The organism is Nitrospira sp. KM1, from assembly GCF_011405515.1.
In the GTDB taxonomy this organism is placed as follows: Bacteria; Nitrospirota; Nitrospiria; order Nitrospirales; family Nitrospiraceae; genus Nitrospira_C.
This window is the reverse complement of sequence record NZ_AP022671.1, coordinates 2249877-2266825: the sequence shown is the minus strand read 5'-3', so window position 1 is coordinate 2266825 and position 16949 is coordinate 2249877. Positions and strand designations below refer to the sequence as shown.

Annotated in this window: 16 protein-coding genes; 11 read left to right on the top strand and 5 right to left on the bottom strand. The window is 54.3% G+C overall.

Annotation, left to right across the window (positions count from 1 at the left end; translation table 11 throughout):
- Positions 1-19: 19 nt before the first annotated feature.
- From W02_RS10460 to W02_RS10425, 8 genes are all read left to right on the top strand, one after another.
- A complete protein-coding gene (locus W02_RS10460; protein ID WP_232068513.1) occupies positions 20-307 on the top strand; it encodes a DUF503 domain-containing protein in 288 nt (95 codons plus the stop codon).
- 52 nt (positions 308-359) lie between these two features.
- Positions 360-785 (top strand): 30S ribosome-binding factor RbfA, encoded by a 426-nt coding sequence (rbfA, locus tag W02_RS10455; RefSeq protein WP_173047421.1) that lies wholly within the window; start codon positions 360-362, stop codon positions 783-785.
- On the top strand, positions 772-1752 hold the full coding sequence (truB, locus tag W02_RS10450; protein WP_173047419.1) for a tRNA pseudouridine(55) synthase TruB: 981 nt from the start codon (positions 772-774) through the stop codon (positions 1750-1752). Before rbfA ends, truB begins: the two co-directional genes overlap by 14 nt.
- A 20-nt stretch (positions 1753-1772) precedes the next feature.
- Complete coding sequence (rpsO, locus tag W02_RS10445) at positions 1773-2042, top strand: 30S ribosomal protein S15 (RefSeq protein WP_173047417.1); 270 nt, start codon at positions 1773-1775, stop codon at positions 2040-2042.
- A gap of 143 nt (positions 2043-2185) precedes the next feature.
- Entirely contained in the window at positions 2186-4306 is a 2121-nt protein-coding gene (gene pnp, locus W02_RS10440; RefSeq protein WP_173047415.1) for a polyribonucleotide nucleotidyltransferase, read from the top strand.
- Positions 4307-4341: 35 nt separating this feature from the next.
- Positions 4342-5565 (top strand): pitrilysin family protein, encoded by a 1224-nt coding sequence (locus tag W02_RS10435; RefSeq protein ID WP_232068512.1) that lies wholly within the window; start codon positions 4342-4344, stop codon positions 5563-5565.
- 340 nt (positions 5566-5905) lie between these two features.
- The gene (locus tag W02_RS10430; RefSeq protein ID WP_173047411.1) at positions 5906-6421 is read left to right on the top strand and encodes a hypothetical protein; all 516 of its coding nucleotides are present in this window, start codon (positions 5906-5908) and stop codon (positions 6419-6421) included.
- A 58-nt stretch (positions 6422-6479) separates the two neighbouring features.
- Positions 6480-7145 (top strand): hypothetical protein, encoded by a 666-nt coding sequence (locus tag W02_RS10425; protein ID WP_173047409.1) that lies wholly within the window; start codon positions 6480-6482, stop codon positions 7143-7145.
- 68 nt (positions 7146-7213) lie between these two features.
- Here W02_RS10425 and mutS read toward each other — a convergent pair whose 3' ends face one another.
- Genes mutS through W02_RS10400 form a run of 5 tightly spaced genes read right to left on the bottom strand, consistent with a single transcriptional unit; the run spans position 7214 to position 13087 of the window.
- The gene (mutS, locus tag W02_RS10420) at positions 7214-9850 is read right to left on the bottom strand and encodes a DNA mismatch repair protein MutS (RefSeq protein WP_173047407.1); all 2637 of its coding nucleotides are present in this window, start codon (positions 9848-9850) and stop codon (positions 7214-7216) included.
- 12 nt (positions 9851-9862) lie between these two features.
- Entirely contained in the window at positions 9863-10198 is a 336-nt protein-coding gene (locus tag W02_RS10415; RefSeq protein ID WP_173047405.1) for a LapA family protein, read from the bottom strand.
- Positions 10195-10791, bottom strand: coding sequence for a tRNA (adenosine(37)-N6)-threonylcarbamoyltransferase complex ATPase subunit type 1 TsaE (gene tsaE, locus W02_RS10410; protein WP_255458485.1), 597 nt, complete (start codon positions 10789-10791; stop codon positions 10195-10197). Before tsaE ends, W02_RS10415 begins: the two co-directional genes overlap by 4 nt.
- On the bottom strand, positions 10784-12331 hold the full coding sequence (locus W02_RS10405; RefSeq protein WP_173047401.1) for an NAD(P)H-hydrate dehydratase: 1548 nt from the start codon (positions 12329-12331) through the stop codon (positions 10784-10786). The genes tsaE and W02_RS10405 overlap by 8 nt, the downstream gene beginning before the upstream one ends.
- A 42-nt stretch (positions 12332-12373) precedes the next feature.
- Positions 12374-13087, bottom strand: a complete 714-nt coding sequence (locus W02_RS10400) for a pyridoxine 5'-phosphate synthase (protein WP_173047399.1) — start codon at positions 13085-13087, stop codon at positions 12374-12376.
- A gap of 282 nt (positions 13088-13369) precedes the next feature.
- Between W02_RS10400 and alaC the strand changes: the two genes are divergently transcribed.
- From alaC to thrC, 3 genes are read left to right on the top strand one after another with little or no spacing between them, the layout of a single operon-like run.
- Complete coding sequence (alaC, locus tag W02_RS10395) at positions 13370-14566, top strand: alanine transaminase (RefSeq protein WP_173051437.1); 1197 nt, start codon at positions 13370-13372, stop codon at positions 14564-14566.
- Positions 14563-15879 carry a homoserine dehydrogenase gene (locus W02_RS10390; protein ID WP_232068711.1) on the top strand — a complete coding sequence of 439 codons (1317 nt, stop codon included), beginning with the start codon at positions 14563-14565 and terminating at the stop codon, positions 15877-15879. Before alaC ends, W02_RS10390 begins: the two co-directional genes overlap by 4 nt.
- A 5-nt stretch (positions 15880-15884) precedes the next feature.
- Entirely contained in the window at positions 15885-16943 is a 1059-nt protein-coding gene (gene thrC / locus W02_RS10385) for a threonine synthase (RefSeq protein WP_173047397.1), read from the top strand.
- Positions 16944-16949: the final 6 nt, after the last annotated feature.

The window sequence follows — 16949 nt, the reverse complement described above, 5'->3', positions numbered from 1 at the left end:
GCGTGATCCGGTTCGGACCGTGAGCATTGTTGTCGGTCTCTGCACGATCGAATTATTTTTCCCTGACAGTCAATCGCTCAAAGACAAGCGGCATGTGCTTTTGAGCGTGAAGGACCGCCTTCATGACAAATTTAACCTCTCGGTGGCAGAAGTCGGCGAGCAGGATCTCTGGCAAAAATCTATTCTGGGACTGGCCTGCGTGGCCAATGACGGTCGATACGTGAATCAAGTGTTGGATCAGGCCTTGAATCTGATACGAAATAATCCGACCGTCGAGATCGTCAACTCTCGCATTGAACTATTGTGAGCAAGGCTGCCTCAGTACGGTGTCTGAACCGGTCGAGTCGAGGACGATGCACATGGCCAAGACGGGTTTTAGTCGAGCCGATCGAGTCGCAGACCAAATCCGGATGGAGGTAGCCGACATTTTGATGCGAAAGATCAAGGATCCTCGCGTCAGATCGGTCACGGTCACGGACGTCGAATTGACTAGTGATCTTCGGATTGCCAGGGTTTTCGTGACCGCATTCGGCGAGGATGCGGTCACGCGCGACGTGTTTGCGGGACTTGCAAGAGCGAGCGGATTTGTCCGTAGCGAGTTGGGGCGCCGGCTTTCGCTTCGATATCTGCCTGAAGTCGTCTTTGTGAAGGACGTCAGCGGAGCACGGGGGGATCGGGTTTTGCAACTGCTGGACGAACTCCACGTGGATTCCGAGGGGGCAAAGCCGCGGTTTCAGCACGTGAACGAGATGCCGGGCAATAAAGGCGACAATGACTTGCCTTGATCAGGCAGCGGCTGTGATGGACGGTGTCCTTATCGTACACAAAGAGGCCGGATGGACCTCGCACGATGTCGTGGCAAAGCTGCGTTCTGTCCTTGGCGTCAGCAAGGTCGGTCATGCCGGCACATTGGATCCCGCCGCAACAGGCGTGTTACCCGTGCTCACGGGACGAGGTACTCGAATCGCCGAGTATTTGGTGGAATGGGACAAGGAATATCGAGCCGTGCTGCGTCTCGGAGAAACGACGGATACGCAAGATGCCACCGGGATGGTCTTGTCCAGGCACCTCGCCGGTCATATCACAGGACCGGAAATCGAGCACGCGCTTGAAAGATTTCGAGGAGTTATTCAGCAAGTGCCGCCGATGTATTCCGCACTCAAGGTCGACGGCGTTCCATTGTATAGATCGGCGCGTGCGGGAAAAACCATTGTCCGCGAGGCCAGATCGATCACCGTCAGTCACTTGGATTTGCTGTCGTTCGATGGAACTGACGCGACGCTTCGTGTGGTGTGTTCCAAAGGCACATATGTTCGTACGCTGTGTGCTGATATCGGTGAGATCCTGGGCGTCGGAGGGCACCTTCTCGCGTTGGAACGTTCTCGCGTAGGCCCGCTCACCCTCGATCATGCCATGTCCGTCGAAGAGATTGCCAGGCGTCAAGCACTGGGAATTCTTTCACACACGATGCTCTCGCTGGATCGAGCACTGAACGAATTTCCTGTGCTGGTGGTAAATGGTCAGACGGCCGCGAGAGTGCGGAACGGAGTCTCCGTTCCTTTTGCTGATGTACTCAATCGGGAAACCGCGACGGACTGTACGCCACGGCAGGACTCGATCGTCCGTATCCATGACGAAGGCGGAACGCTGCTGGCGATTGGAAGAGGTCCGGACCGATCAGGCGCGGTGTATGCGATCGAAAAGGTTCTGGTCGATCGAGACCACGGTTCAGTAAGTAGGAGAGAATTGTAAATAGAGAGAGGAGATTGACGATGGCATTGTTGAAGGAAGCGAAGACGGAATTGATCAAGCAGTACCGGCAGCATGATGGAGATTCCGGTTCCCCGGAAGTGCAGATCGCAGTATTGACGAACCGGATCACGTATTTAACGGAGCATTTCAAGCTCCACAAAAAGGATCATCACTCCCGCCGGGGTCTTTTGCAACTCGTGGGGAGACGCCGGCGACTTCTTGATTACCTGCGGGATATCGACGACGCACGGTATCGGGCCGTCATTGATCGATTAGGAATTCGGAAATAGACACTGGCCACGTTGTTGCGCAGATGCGCGGCAACGGCGGAACCCATCTGTCGCACAGGTGAACACTGAAAGTGGTTGGAGCAGACCATGCTCGAACTTCTCTCCGTGGGCATCTGTGGGGCACAATGAGAAGGAGACCATAGATGATACACTCGGTAGAACTCGACATTGCGGGGCGCCCGCTCAGACTGGAGACCGGTCGAGTGGCGAAACAGGCCGACGGATCAATTTGGGCGTCCTATGGTGATACGGTCGTATTAGCGACAGCGGTCGCCTCTCAGAACGCCAAAGCCGGCGTCGATTTTCTTCCACTCACTGTCGACTATCAGGAAAAGGCGTACGCAGCGGGTAAGATTCCCGGCGGATATTTCAAGCGTGAAGGGCGTCCCTCTGAAAAAGAAGTGTTGACCAGCCGGTTGATTGATCGGCCGCTACGTCCTCTCTTCCCCGAAGGGTACTATTTCGAGACTCAAGTCATTGCAGCAGTACTATCCGCAGACAAGACTGGCTCTTCCGATGTGATCGCCATTACAGCGGCATCGGCAGCCTTAGCCGTGTCGAACATTCCGTTTCTGGGACCCGTGGCTGGTGTGAAAATTGGTCGAGTGAACGGACAGTTCCTCGTCAATCCCGATTTGGAGACCCTCGAGAAAAGCGAACTCCATCTCGTGGTGGCCGGTACCGCCGACGCCGTGATGATGGTCGAAGCCGGTGCCAATGAATTGCCCGAATCCACGATGCTCGCGGCGATTGAATTAGCGCATGCCGAAATCAAAAAGATAGTGGCGAAAATTAACGAGCTTCGAGCGGCCGCCGGTAACAAACCGAAGCGACCAGTGGTAACCGAGCAGATCAGTCCAGTCCTTGCGGACCAGGTCAAATCCCTCGTTGCGCAGGGTATTCGTGATGCCATCATGATTCCGAACAAGACGGCTCGCCAGGAGAGATTGGATTTGATCCTGAAAGATGCGGTGGAGAAGCTCAAGCAACCTGACGATCCTAACCGTGAGCGGCATGTGAAGCTTGTCTTTCACGGATTGGAATACACTGAAGTCCGGAACATGATTCTTGAAAAAGGCTCACGCGCTGACGGGCGGGGCCCCGCGGACATCCGGCCGATCACGTGCGAAGTCGGTGTGCTGCCCCGGACTCATGGATCTGCCCTCTTCACAAGAGGAGAAACGCAGAGTCTGGCCGTCATCACGTTGGGCACCACGGATGACGAGCAGCGGATCGATGCGTTGGAGGGTGAGTATACCCGGACGTTCATGCTCCATTATAATTTCCCTCCATTCAGCGTGGGAGAGGCGCGGCCGTTGCGCTCACCGGGGCGACGCGAGGTCGGTCATGGCGCATTGGCGGAGCGTGCATTGAAACCGGTCATACCCGGGAAGGATGTGTTCCCCTATACCCTACGCATCGTGTCGGATATTCTAGAGTCCAACGGGTCTTCCTCGATGGCTACCGTGTGCGGTGGAACCCTTGGCATGATGGACGCCGGAGTGCCGATTAAGGAACCTGTGGCCGGTATCGCAATGGGTCTGATCAAGGAGGGCGATCGTGTCATGATTCTGTCGGACATTCTCGGACTTGAAGATCATCTTGGCGATATGGACTTCAAGGTCTGCGGAACGAAGAACGGAGTGACCGCACTTCAGATGGACATCAAGATCGGCGGTCTCTCTGCGAGCTTGATGCAGCAGGCCTTGGAGCAAGCCAGGGCGGGACGACTCCATATTCTCGGATGCATGCAGAGCGCAATTCGTTCTCCGAGAACAAACATGTCGGCATTCGCTCCTCGCATATTCACGATGAAGGTGAAACAGGACAAGATTCGTGAAGTCATCGGCCCGGGCGGAAAAACCATCCGAAGTATCCAGGCCGATTGCGGAGTGAAAATCAATATCGAGGATACCGGAATTGTGACCATCGCTTCAGCTGATGAGGCATCGCTTGAAAAGGCCAAGGAGATGGTTAATCGGATTGTGGAGGAAGTGGAAATCGGAAAGACCTACCTTGGGACGGTTAGGAAAATCATGGATTTCGGCGCATTTGTTGAGGTACTTCCTGGAACAGATGGATTGGTGCATATCTCGCAACTCGCGCATCATCGGGTAAAATCGGTTTCGGACGAGGTTGCAGAAGGGGATCAAATCTTGGTTAAGGTATTGGAAGTCGACCGTCAGGGTAAGATCCGGCTTAGTCGAAAGGAAACCATGCCCGCACCGACCGGTGCTGGGACGAAAGACTCAACTGTCGGGTAACGATCTTGTACCGCAAGTTCGTCCTCGACAACGGTATGCGAGTGGTGACCGAGCGAATTCCCACGCTCAAGTCAGTCACCGTCGGTATTTGGGTCAATACCGGCTCGCGTGATGAGTTGCCTCGCCAGGCAGGTTACTCCCATTTCATCGAGCATATGTTCTTTAAGGGCACGCGCTCACGCACGGCCGTCGAAATTTCTCGTGAGATCGACGGTTTGGGCGGAGAAATGAATGCGTTTACCACTCGTGAAACGACGACCTTTTACGTCAAGGTTCTCGACCAACAATTGCCCCGTGCGCTAGAACTTCTCTCCGATCTGTTTCATCATTCACAGTTCGACCCTAAGGAACTTGAAAAGGAAAAGCAGGTTGTCCTTGAAGAAATTCGCATGGTCCAAGACGATCCTGAGGATTTTGTTCAGGAGTTGCATACGGGACAGGTCCTAGGACCTCATCCGCTTGGCTCCTCTATCCTGGGGAAAGAAGATACGATTCGTCGGCTCCGTCGGCAAGATCTCATGGAATATATCGATGCACATTACGATCCTCGAAGAATTGTCATTGCAATCGCGGGTAATTTCAATCCGCAAGAATCCTATCGATTGGTCTCACGGTATTTTGGCAAACGGCGTCTCACCAACAATTCGTCTGAGTTGAACCGGCGCCCGCCAGATATCCACGGAGGAGTGCTTCTCAAGCAGAAACCGCTCGAGCAAGCGCATCTCTGTATCGGGTTGAAAGGGATTGCGGCGGGGCACAGAGACCGGTATGCCGTATATGCACTGAACAGCATTCTCGGCGGGAGCGTCAGTTCCAGGCTCTTTCAGGAAGTGCGTGAAAAGCGTGGATTAGTGTATTCGATTTACTCATTTCTTTCGGGCTATTCAGATGCGGGCACCATGACGGTCTATGCCGGAACCAGAGCCAAAGAAGTGGACCACGTTGTAGACCTCGTTTGTCGAGAGATCAAACGGATCAATAGCAAAGGCGTCGAAAAAAATGAGCTTGTACGGGCCAAAAACCAGATGAAGGGTAGTTTGATGCTTAGTCTAGAAAGCTCGCATAGTCGCATGAGCAAACTCGCAAAGGACGAACTCATCTATGGATCGCGCAGCACGATGAAGGATATAATCTCTCACATCGATCGAGTGACTGTGGAACACGTACATGATGTCGGACAAAGATTGTTGAATATGGATCGGCTCGCTATAACCGGGTTGGGCCCGATTCAATCACGTGCTCTGGCGTCATATAGATGAGAGATTTCTAATAGATGACCATCGATAATGATCGTAAGACGATTAATACCGAGAACGTACAGATATTTAAGATGCTGAAATATTAGGGTAATTTAAATATTTTCTGGCAAGCGACGATGTCTAAACAATCTCTTGACTCCATTTTCCCTTTTCAGTACCATGAGCCCGGTTTATTAGTAAAACCTCATGAAGTCATTGAATGCATTCCGAGAGCAAGTAAAGGAGGTGGCTGATATTCGCACTCTCGTGGATGCCTAATGCTCAACCGGTTCTCTTTTCATCGTACTTAAATAATGTTTCCATTTAGTTTGGTAGTTATTTTTATAAGGAGGGATTGGGTATGAAAAGGGTCGTACTTCTAGCCGCAGTTGGAGTGTTCTCTGTCGGCTTGCTGACGGCTGAGTTTGCCGCCGCTGCCGATGCTGCGCCAGGCCCAACGGGTCCGGCCGATTCGGTTGTTGGAGGAAAACCACTCAAGGGAGAGCCTACAAAGACCTTGAAGGGTCGTGTGTGGTCACAGTGGGCAGACAACCCTGACAATGAACTTCTTTTTGGCATTCAGTATTGGAACACTGGTGATCCTGCATCCGGGTCGCCCGGCGGTCGTACTTCTACAGACTTGGATGTCAAGCCTCCAGATCCATTGTTCACTTGCTGCGCATGGGGCTTCACCGGTGGTACGGATAAGAACAACCCGTACGCAGGTTGGTACCATGCTGCAACAACAGTTAGGCTTGCCGTAAAAGACAAGGCTCTCATGGATCAAATCATCAAGGCTTCTCAAGAATTAGTTGCCATGGAAGTCAGCTTGGACGGTCGGACCATTACTGGTTTCAAAGTCATTAAAGGCGACTAAATAATCGACTTCGACAAGATTCTTAATATTTTATATGCTGTTGAAGGAGGGCGCGATTATGAAGTTTCATACCAGAGGTTGGGCCGTCGCGGCAGCAGTTGCGCTGGTGGGCTCCGTGGCCTCCACCGCTATGGCTATTGAATCATTTCAAGAACGCTTCGAGTGGGGCGATATGAGCAAACCGACTACGCTCCAGGGGCGGGTTATCGTCCTTGATCCGTACGACGAGGCTGTTTGGATCAATGTTGCCGTATTTGGTGGTAATGCCGAGAGCGGTCTATTTTGGCAAAAGATTCATCCTGGTAAAAATCTCAAGTTCTATGCTGACAAGGGGGCATGGGAAGAATTAAAGAAAATGGGTCGTGTTCACGCAGGCCCTGCAGCAGCTAAGGAAGTGCCTCCAGGCAGCACGACGGATCTGATCGAGTTTACGGTGACGGAAACCGAGCAGAACCATCGTGTGATCTCTTCTGTGAAAAAGCTTCCTGAAAACGCAGGGACTCCGGGGAAAACTGTGAGCATCTCTGCCCTTCGGCTGAAGGAATGCCAAGGAAAGAACCAGGTAACTGATACCGGTTGTTATGCTGCGATCCAAAAGTTGAATACTTCCCCGAAGACTCCAGATGGAGCGCTGTTGCCGATGCAGTATGACGTATTGCTTCCAGGTGGTAAGCCCCTCGCGGGTCTGGTGCCTTGGACGGCAAAGTACAACGAAGGAAAATAAGCATAGAATCAGATGCGTTGAGGAGACGGCCGCTCTAGTCTGAGCGGCCGTTTTTTTTGGTGAATGAATTATTGAGGTTGTGTGACACGCTTCTGAAGTTCCGCTAGACGATTCAGCGCATCGAGCGGTGTCATAGAAAACAAGTCGATCTGTCGAACTTCGTCAATGACAGAGTGTGGCTGGGGGAGAGTCCTTCGGTCGTCATGCTGGAGGGGTGTCGTCGTGCTCTCGGACGAAGAATCTGGCTGCTCAAGTCGGGTAAGCACCTCTTGCGCTCGGGTGATCACAGGGCCTGGGAGACCGGCCAATTTCGCCACATGGATGCCGTAGCTTCGGTCGGCTCCTCCCGGCATAATCTTTCTGAGAAATACTACATCTCCGTCCTGTTCCCGGACGGCCACCCTGTAATTTTTGATTCCATCACGTAGTGACTCAAGTTGAGTCATCTCATGGTAATGAGTGGCAAAGAGCGTTCGTGCGCCTAGGTAGTGTTGGTCATGAATATATTCGGCTATTGCCCAGGCGATGCTTAAACCATCGTAGGTACTCGTGCCACGACCAATTTCGTCAAGGAGAATCAGGCTGCGGTTCGTCGCAGAGTTCAGGATATGAGCACTTTCGGTCATCTCGACCATAAACGTGCTCTGTCCACCCGCCAGATTATCCGACGCTCCCACGCGTGTGAAGACTCGGTCCGCAAGACCGATCCGCGCTTCCGTTGCGGGGACGAAACTCCCTATTTGTGCCAGGAGGACTATCAGGGCGACTTGCCGGAGATACGTGCTCTTCCCCGCCATATTAGGTCCGGTGAGAATGAGAAGTCGATTATCGTTTCCGTCGAGCCTGGTGTCGTTGGCCACAAACATCTGCTCGTGATTAAGCGATTCGACGACCGGATGACGACCGTCAACAATGGCAATCACATCTGAATTGTCGACCGTCGGTTGCACATAGCGACCGAGAGCGGCGGCTTCAGCTAGGCCAGTCAACACGTCAACGGTTGCAAGTAATCCGGACATGGATTGGAGCCGAGAGACCTCGCGAGCAATACGGTCACGTACCTGTCCGAAAAGCTCTTCTTCGAGGCTCGCTAATTGCGCCTCTGATCCGGTGACCCGCCGTTCCAGTTCGCTCAGCTCATGCGTCATGAATCGTTCGGCATTGACGAGCGTCTGCTTGCGGGAATAGTCAGGAGGAACTTTCTGCAGGTTGGCCTTGGTGATCTCGATATAGTAGCCGAATACTTGATTATAGCGGATTTTCAACGAATCGATCCCGGTCCTGTTCCGCTCTCTCGCCTCCAAGGCGGCAATCCATTCTTTGCCTTCAACGCGGGTTTTACGCAAATCATCGACTGCGCCGTGGTATCCCTCACGGATGATATTCCCGTCTCGGAGTACGAGCGGAGCCTCAGGGTGAATCGCATCCTCGATCAACGTGGATATATCCCGGCAGTCGTCCCACTGATCACGAAGCGTCGTGAGTAGGGAGGAATTGAAAGTCTCGAGCTGAGCGCGCAATTCGGGCAGGGTGCTCAGCGATTCTTTGAGCGCAATGCATTCCCGAGGCCCAGCGGCGCGAAGCGTCATGCGGCTGCTCAACCTCGCTATGTCCTGCACAGAGCGCAAAATAGTTCGAATGGCTACGCGTTGAGGAACGGCATTCTTAAGTTCCGCCACAGCATCGAGTCGTCGCTGAATGGCCTCCCGATCAAGTAATGGCCGGAGAAGCCAGTCACGCAGAAGGCGGCCGCCCATTGACGTCACCGTGCGGTCCAACACCGATAGGACGGTTTTCCCTCGTTCAACTCCAGGCTGATCACCGTTGAGCGGGCGCACCAGTTCAAGGTTACGAATTGTTGCCTGATCCAGGTGCATGGCGTCATGATTCCATCGTCGTTGCACACGGCGAACATGATCGAAAGAAGCCGTCGGCTGGGTTTCTCGAAAATACTGCCACACGGCACCGGCCGAGCCTAGTGCAACGGTGAGGCCCTGACACCCAAATCCGTCGAGGGAATGAACTTGGAAGTGGGTTTGGAGGGTGATGGATGCATGTTCAGCATTGAACTTCGTGGCGGGCTGAGGGCACACCTTGATACCACGCAGATCCGTGACGAATGACAGGATCGATTGTGCCGATTCCGGATAGAGAACCTCCCGAGGTTCCACGCGTACCAGTTCGTCAAGCATCTGCGCGGTACCTGCGATTCCTCCAAACTCCATCACCCAGAATTCACCTGTGGAGACATCCAGTCCTGCTAGACCCCACAGAAAATGGCCGTCAGCCGCAGAACGACTCGAGCGACATATGGCGGTCAGAAAGTTCGATTCGCTCGGAGACAAAAATTCCGTGTCTACCAATGTGCCTGGTGTGTAAAGACGGACGACTTCACGTCGCACTAAACCTTTGGCAGACTTAGGATCCTCCACTTGCTCGCACAGCGCGACGGTCCGCCCAGCCTTCAAGAGTTTGGCGATGTAGCCCTGGGACGCATGATAAGGAATGCCGCAGAGCGGCACAGGGTCGGTGCTGCTCTTGTCCCGTGATGTCAGTGCAATCGAGAGAAGACGTGAAGCCTCTCGAGCGTCTTCGTCAAACATTTCGTAAAAATCCCCGACGCGAAAGAACAGCACACTATCGGGATAGCCGCGTTTGATCTCACGGTACTGCCGGATGAGAGGACTTGCGTCGCTGTGTGTCATCGGGTCACTGGGTCATTCTCTGAGGATGCCGTCTCCGGGAGGCGGCGGAGACAGTTTTCCCGTCATCCGTTCTATCTCATGTCGAAGTCTTTCCAGGTCCACTTCTGCTTCCTGAAGGGCCTTGGTTTTTCGACGCAGCTCAATACGCCCTCGAACCCAGGGAGGAAAGAGGAGTATGCCTGCCACGAGCAGACCGACCGCAAAACCTGCGAGTATCGGCTTATAAATCGGAGCGGACGCTTCAAACAGGCCGAAGAAGTAACGGAGGGTAACCTCTTGCTCCTGGTTTTGAAGAAAGAATGCCAGGCACAACAGAAGTAAAATTCCTACGAGAATCAGTCGTATCATGACGGCAGGGTCTTCTTCCTCTGTCCCCGTCCCACGGATGTGGATCGGCGATGGAGTTCCTTGGCTCGCCGCAGCAGTCTGGCCGCGAGACGGCCGGTCGCATGTAGTCGAACGGTTCTACTCCGTATGGAATTGTGGCGCAACTCAATTTCAAGACGGTCATCTGGTAACAGCTGCAATCCTTTATCAGCCCATTCAATTGCCACAACCGTATTTCCAATCCAGTGATCTTGAATGCCTGTGGACTCGACCTGGTGAAGGGATTCAGTACGGTATAGGTCGACGTGGGCGAGAGGAAGCCGTCCGCCGTATTCATTGATGAACACGAAGGTGGGACTACTGACGCGTGATGTATCGGACCCGATCCCCTTGGCGATTCCTTTCACCAGTGCGGTTTTCCCGGCTCCGAGTTGGCCAAATAACGCGAGGGTCTCTCCTCCTTTCAGCGCTCGGCCAATAGCCACACCGAGGCGATCCGTCTCCCTGGCATTTCGAGACTCAAGTTCCCAGGACGAAGCGGTCAATAGGGATCGAAAAGATCGAGCGGGACGGGATCGTCGTCTGGGGCGACGTCTCAACGCGGGTCTACGCATGTGCTGAGAGAAGTGCATCAGGAATGCGGTCTAGAAGGTCGCCGGCCAACATTCCTGCCTGTCCCAACTTGGCTGACGCGAGATCGCCGGCGAGACCATGAAAGTAGACCGCTGAACAGGCTCCCTGCCATGGCTCGATCCCTTGGGCCAACAAGCCAGCGATCATCCCCGTTAACACATCGCCCGTGCCGGCTGTGGCCATGCCGGGATTGCCTGTCGGACAGATGGCGATGGTTCCATCGTGACGCGAAAGGACTGTCCTTGCGCCTTTCAGAACCATGATGCAACCGAACTCGGCGGCGAATCGTCTGGCAGTGCCAATGCGATCGGCATTCACCGATTGCACCGTCGATCCGGACAGACGCGCCATTTCACCGGGATGTGGGGTCAGCACCGGAGGAACTTTGCATTGTTTGAGCAGAGTACTCCGACCTGCCACAGCATTCAGTGCATCGGCGTCAAGGACAGATGGTCGGTCCAATTTCGGCACCAATTCCTGAATCAACCCCCTCGTCTCCTCATGGGTAGACAGACCGGGCCCTATGGCAATGGCATCCCTCGCTTTTATAAACGATTCTAATCGCTTGAATGCGGATCGGGCCAGAGTTCGGGCAGACGTTTCGGGCAGCGGGACGGTCATGACTTCGAGAAGCTTGGCTTCCAACACGTCGTTGATGCTGCTTGGAGTCGCCACCGTCACAAGTCCGGTCCCCATTCTTAGGGCAGCCTGTGCCGTCAAGGCCGCAGCGCCCGTCTTGCCAACCGATCCGGCAATTATCCCGGCATGTCCGAACGTTCCCTTGTGTGAGGATAGACTTCTAAAGGGCACCCCTTGCGAGGCCGCATCCTGAGTTATCAGGAATTCCTGTGTGGCGACGCTATCGACAAAGGGTGTGGGGATTCCAATGTCGGCTACCAGAACAGAGCCGGTGTGGTCAATCCCGCTGCCGATATACAGGCCTCTTTTGGGTAGGCCGAACGTTATGGTGAGAGAGGCTCGAACAGCTGTTCCCAAAACAGCACCGGTGTCGGCGTGTATTCCAGAAGGAATGTCGACTGCGATGATGGGCCGTCTGCTGGAGTTCATCAGCTCGATCGCTGCACGAAAGTCGCTTACGACTTCGGTTGAAAGACCAGTGCCGAGGAGTGCGTCAATGACGAGATCGCTGGAAGATAAAAGTTCTCGAGCTCGCGAATTATCTCTGAACTGAACGACAGCGGATTTGCCGGCGCTACGGATCAGCCGGCGATACATTGCGCCGGCATCCTTGCTCAGATCTGACGCTATTCCTACGAGGAGTACCTTGCTCTGTGCGTGATGACGACGGAGCAGGCGGGCGACGACGAGGCCATCCCCTCCATTGTTTCCCTTGCCACAGAAAATGGTGACGACTTTTCCTTTGAGCGGCCCATACCGCAGCAATAGGATTTCCACTACCCGTTCGCCAGCCCGTTCCATGAGAACCGTTCCGGGGATGCCTGCTTCCGATATGGTACGGTGATCCAGTTCCCGCATCTGTTCAGCTGAAACAAGTTTCATAAAAAGGCCGTCGTTATAGGAAAGGATGTCAATGAGACGTGGTCAGGCCAATAATGCCTTCATTTCGGTGACGGCTCGATCAAGTCCGATGAGTACCGATCGGGCAATGATGCTGTGTCCGATGTTATATTCCACAATCTCTGGAATGTGTGTAAGCCGTTTGACGTTTTGATAATTCAGTCCATGGCCGGCATTCACCCCTAGCCCCAACTTATACGCGAGCTTGGCGGCCTGAGTGATGGCTTCGAACTCCCCGTCGGCTTCCTTCGCCCGTTTGGCGTTGGCGTAACGTCCCGTATGTAGTTCGACGAAATCGGCTGAAACTTTGTGGGCGGCCTTGACCAAAGCGAGATCCGGTTCGATGAAAAGACTGACGGGAATGCCGCCTTGGTGGAGCATGGTAACGATGTGCTGCACGCGGTCCTTATGTGTTGCGACATCCAAGCCGCCTTCCGTCGTCAGCTCCTGCCGGCGCTCCGGAACGAGCGTGACCATATCGGGTTTGATCGATAGGGCGATTTTCGCCATCGTCTCTTCAGCCGCCATTTCGAGGTCCAGCTTGGTGTGAATTGAGTCGCGGAGCAGGCGTAGGTCGCGATCCTGAATATGGCGTCGGTCTTCTCTCAGATGAACGACGATCCCATCTGCTCCGGCCAGTTCGACGAGAACGGCAGCGGCAACGGGGTCCGGTTCGTGTCCTCCGCGCGCCTGACGAAGGGTCGCAACATGATCGATGTTAACACCGAGTCTCGGCATGAATCCTCCATACCTATGCGGCAAGAAAATCGGGTCGGGGCGAAGAAAAGAAAGCAGTCGAGGCTGTTGTAACAGAAATCGTTCAGAATGGGCAAGAAAGAGACCCCAGACTTATCGCAGGCAGTGTTTGACCTGTCATCCGATCTGGTTGGTGGAACCCCACAGAAACACGTGACAATTTGACTAGACAGGTCTGGCGCAATTAGAATAGGCCCCCGTGCGGTCAGGTACGTCTTACCCACGGATACGCTCTTGACCGAGACCGCTTTGATGGCGTCCACGATGGGACTTTCAGATCACTTTTATCGATTGAAACGGCTTCCTCCGTACGTCTTCGCCCAGGTGCAAAGCCTGAAGCTCGAAGCTCGTCACCGTGGCGAAGACATTATAGATTTCGGAATGGGCAACCCCGATCAGCCGACGCCCTCACACATCGTCGATAAGATGGTGGAGGCGGCGAGGAAGGGAAGGAACCACCGCTATTCGGCCTCACGAGGCATCACGAAGCTGCGGCATGCCATCACGGGTTGGTATAAGCGCAATTATGATGTCGATCTCGATCCGGAATCCGAAGCTATCGTCACCATCGGATCCAAAGAAGGGCTGGCGCATTTATCCCTTGCCATGATTGGACCGGGAGACGTTGTGCTGACCCCCACGCCTACGTACCCTATCCATATGTACAGTTTCATCATTGCCGGCGGCGAAGTGCGTGGTATCGAACTGCGTCAGGACAGTGATTTTTTTGATGATCTTCAACGAGTCTACCGCCAGACGTTTCCACGGCCTCGCATCCTCGTCATAAACTTTCCACATAATCCGACCACGGCCATCGCGGACCTGGAGTTTTTCAAAAAAATTGTGGCATTTGCCAAGGAACACCAGGTTATCGTGATCCACGACCTGGCCTACGCCGATCTCGTGTTCGACGGGTACAAGGCCCCGAGTTTTCTTCAGGTGCAGGGAGCGAAGGATGTAGGCGTGGAATTTTATACCTTATCGAAAGCCTACAATATGCCGGGCTGGCGAGTCGGGTTCTGTGTGGGAAATCGCGAGGTGGTCGGCGCGCTGGCCAAGATCAAGAGCTATCTGGATTATGGAATTTTTCAACCGCTTCAGATTGCCAGTGTGATTGCCTTGAATGGACCACAGGAGTGTGTCAAGGAAACGGTCCAGCGTTATCAAAAGCGTCGCGACGTCCTTGTCAGCGGCCTGAACCGTATCGGATGGAATGTCAATAAGCCGCTTGCCACGATGTTTGTCTGGGCGCGGATACCATTGCCCTATCGTCACATGGGGTCTTTGGAGTTTTCCAAACTTCTTCTCCGGGAGGCCAAAGTGGCCGTGTCTCCTGGGATCGGGTTCGGAGAAGGCGGAGATGAGTACGTCAGATTCGCCTTGGTCGAGAACGAGCACCGCACCCGTCAAGCCGTACGCGGAATCAGGAAGACCCTGAAGCTTGAGGGAGAGGAGGAATGATGGCCCGGCGGGTCGGAGTGGGCATCATCGGATTTGGCACCGTGGGGTCCGGCGTCGCAAGGATCATATTAGAGAATGCAAGGCTGATCCGTCGGCGTGTCGGGGTTCCCGTTGAACTGGTCCGCATTGCAGACCTGGACATTACACGCGATCGCGGCATCCAACTTCCTCCAGGAGTATTGGTGAATGATGCCAAGCAAGTCCTGAACGATCCGTCTGTCGACATCGTCGTCGAACTCATCGGCGGATACGACTATGCCAAGCGTCTGATCACCGATGCCATTGCGTCTGGCAAACATGTCGTGACGGCCAATAAAGCCCTCCTCGCACTCCACGGAGAGGAACTGTTCGAGGCGTCATCCCGCAAAGGGGTGGATCTGGGATTTGAAGCCAGCGTAGGTGGAGGCATTCCCGTTATCCGTGCGCTGACTGAGGGACTGGCGGCCAATGCCATTCAATCGATCTACGGCATCATCAATGGAACTTCGAATTATATTCTCTCCCGCATGAGCAATGAAGGTCATGGATTTGCGGAGACATTGGCCGAAGCCCAGCGGGCAGGATATGCCGAAGCCGATCCCACATTCGATATCGCCGGAACGGACTCTGCGCATAAGTTGGCAGTGCTGGCCAATCTGGCCTTCGGTACCCCGATTAACTTTAAAGAACTCTACACCGAGGGGATTACGCACATTACGCCACATGACATCGCATCGGCCCGCGAATTCGGGTTCGTCATCAAACTGCTTGGCATTGCCAAGTTGGTGGAGGGGGAGGTCGAGGCACGAGTCCATCCTACGATGGTGGCAAGCGATTCTCCTTTGGCGAAAATCGAAGGTGTCTATAACGCCATTCAATTAGTCGGTGATGCCGTGGGTGATGTAATCTTGTGCGGTCGAGGCGCCGGGGACCTGGCTGCCGGGAGCGCGGTCGTCAGCGACATTATAGCTACTGCCCGCAATCTCATCAAAGGTGGAGCGGGTCGGGTGCCGCCCGCCTCATTCCAGCAGGACCAGCGCCGTCCCCTTCGCATGCGCCCCATGGAAGAAATCAGTTCACTCTACTACATGCGATTCATGGTGCTCGATCGCCCCGGTGTGTTGGGCCATATCGCGGGTGAACTCGGTCGGTGCGACATTAGCATTTCCTCGATGCTCCAAAAGGGCAGACGGGAGGGACAGACAGTGCCAATCGTTATTAAGACGCATGTAGCCAAAGAGCGGGACGTCCAGTCGGCACTGCGAGAGATCAATCGTATGCCATTCATGTCCGAGCCTACCACGCTGATTCGCGTCGAGGGTAAGGACGAGTAGCGATCATGAATCAGTGGCGTGGTCTCATCGAAGAGTATAGGAAATTTCTCCCCGTCACGGAGCGGACGCCGGTAGTGACATTGGGTGAGGGCAATACTCCCCTCATCCGGGCAAGCCGTCTCGCCAAGAAAATTGCACCGGGGATCGATTTGTATCTGAAGTTTGAAGGGGCCAACCCCACAGGATCGTTCAAGGACCGGGGGATGACCCTGGCGATTTCCAAAGCGATCGAAGCAGGAGCCCGCGCCGTCATCTGTGCATCGACGGGCAATACATCGGCCTCGGCAGCGGCGTATGGCGCTCGGGCCGGATTGGCCGTGTACGTGTTGATCCCGGCCGGGAAAATTGCTATGGGCAAGTTGTCTCAAGCCATGATGCATCAGGCGACCGTGATCCAGATTGACGGAAATTTCGATCAGGCCCTTTCCATCGTCAAAGATCTCTCTGCAACCCACCATATCGAGTTAGTGAATTCCTTGAATCCGTATCGCATCGAAGGCCAGAAAACCGCAGCCATGGAAATTTGCGATCAGTTGGGAGATGCCCCGGCCGTGCATGTTCTTCCGGTGGGCAATGCCGGAAACATTACCGCATATTGGAAGGGGTATCAGGAATACCGGGCAGCCAATCAGACGACGCGAACACCGCGAATGATGGGATTCCAAGCGGCAGGTGCCGCGCCGATTGTGTTGGGGCATATTGTCGATGATCCTCAGACCGTGGCGACGGCCATTCGGATCGGGAATCCCGCGAGCTGGCAATCGGCTCTGTCAGTGGTGAAGGAATCGTCAGGCGCCATTGATGCCGTGAGTGATAACGACATTCTTCAAGCGTATGCTGCGGTAGCGGCAACGGAGGGAGTATTCTGTGAACCGGCATCGGCTGCCTCGGTCGCCGGTGTGGCCGTATTGAGTCGGCAGGGCGTCCTACGGGAAGGTGAGACTGTCGTGTGTACGCTGACCGGTCATGGGCTCAAAGACGCAGACACCGCCATGAGCATATCAGTTCAACCGAAAACGGTTCGGGCCAATAAGGAGGATGTCGCTCGTCTCCTTAGCGTCTAAAGCATG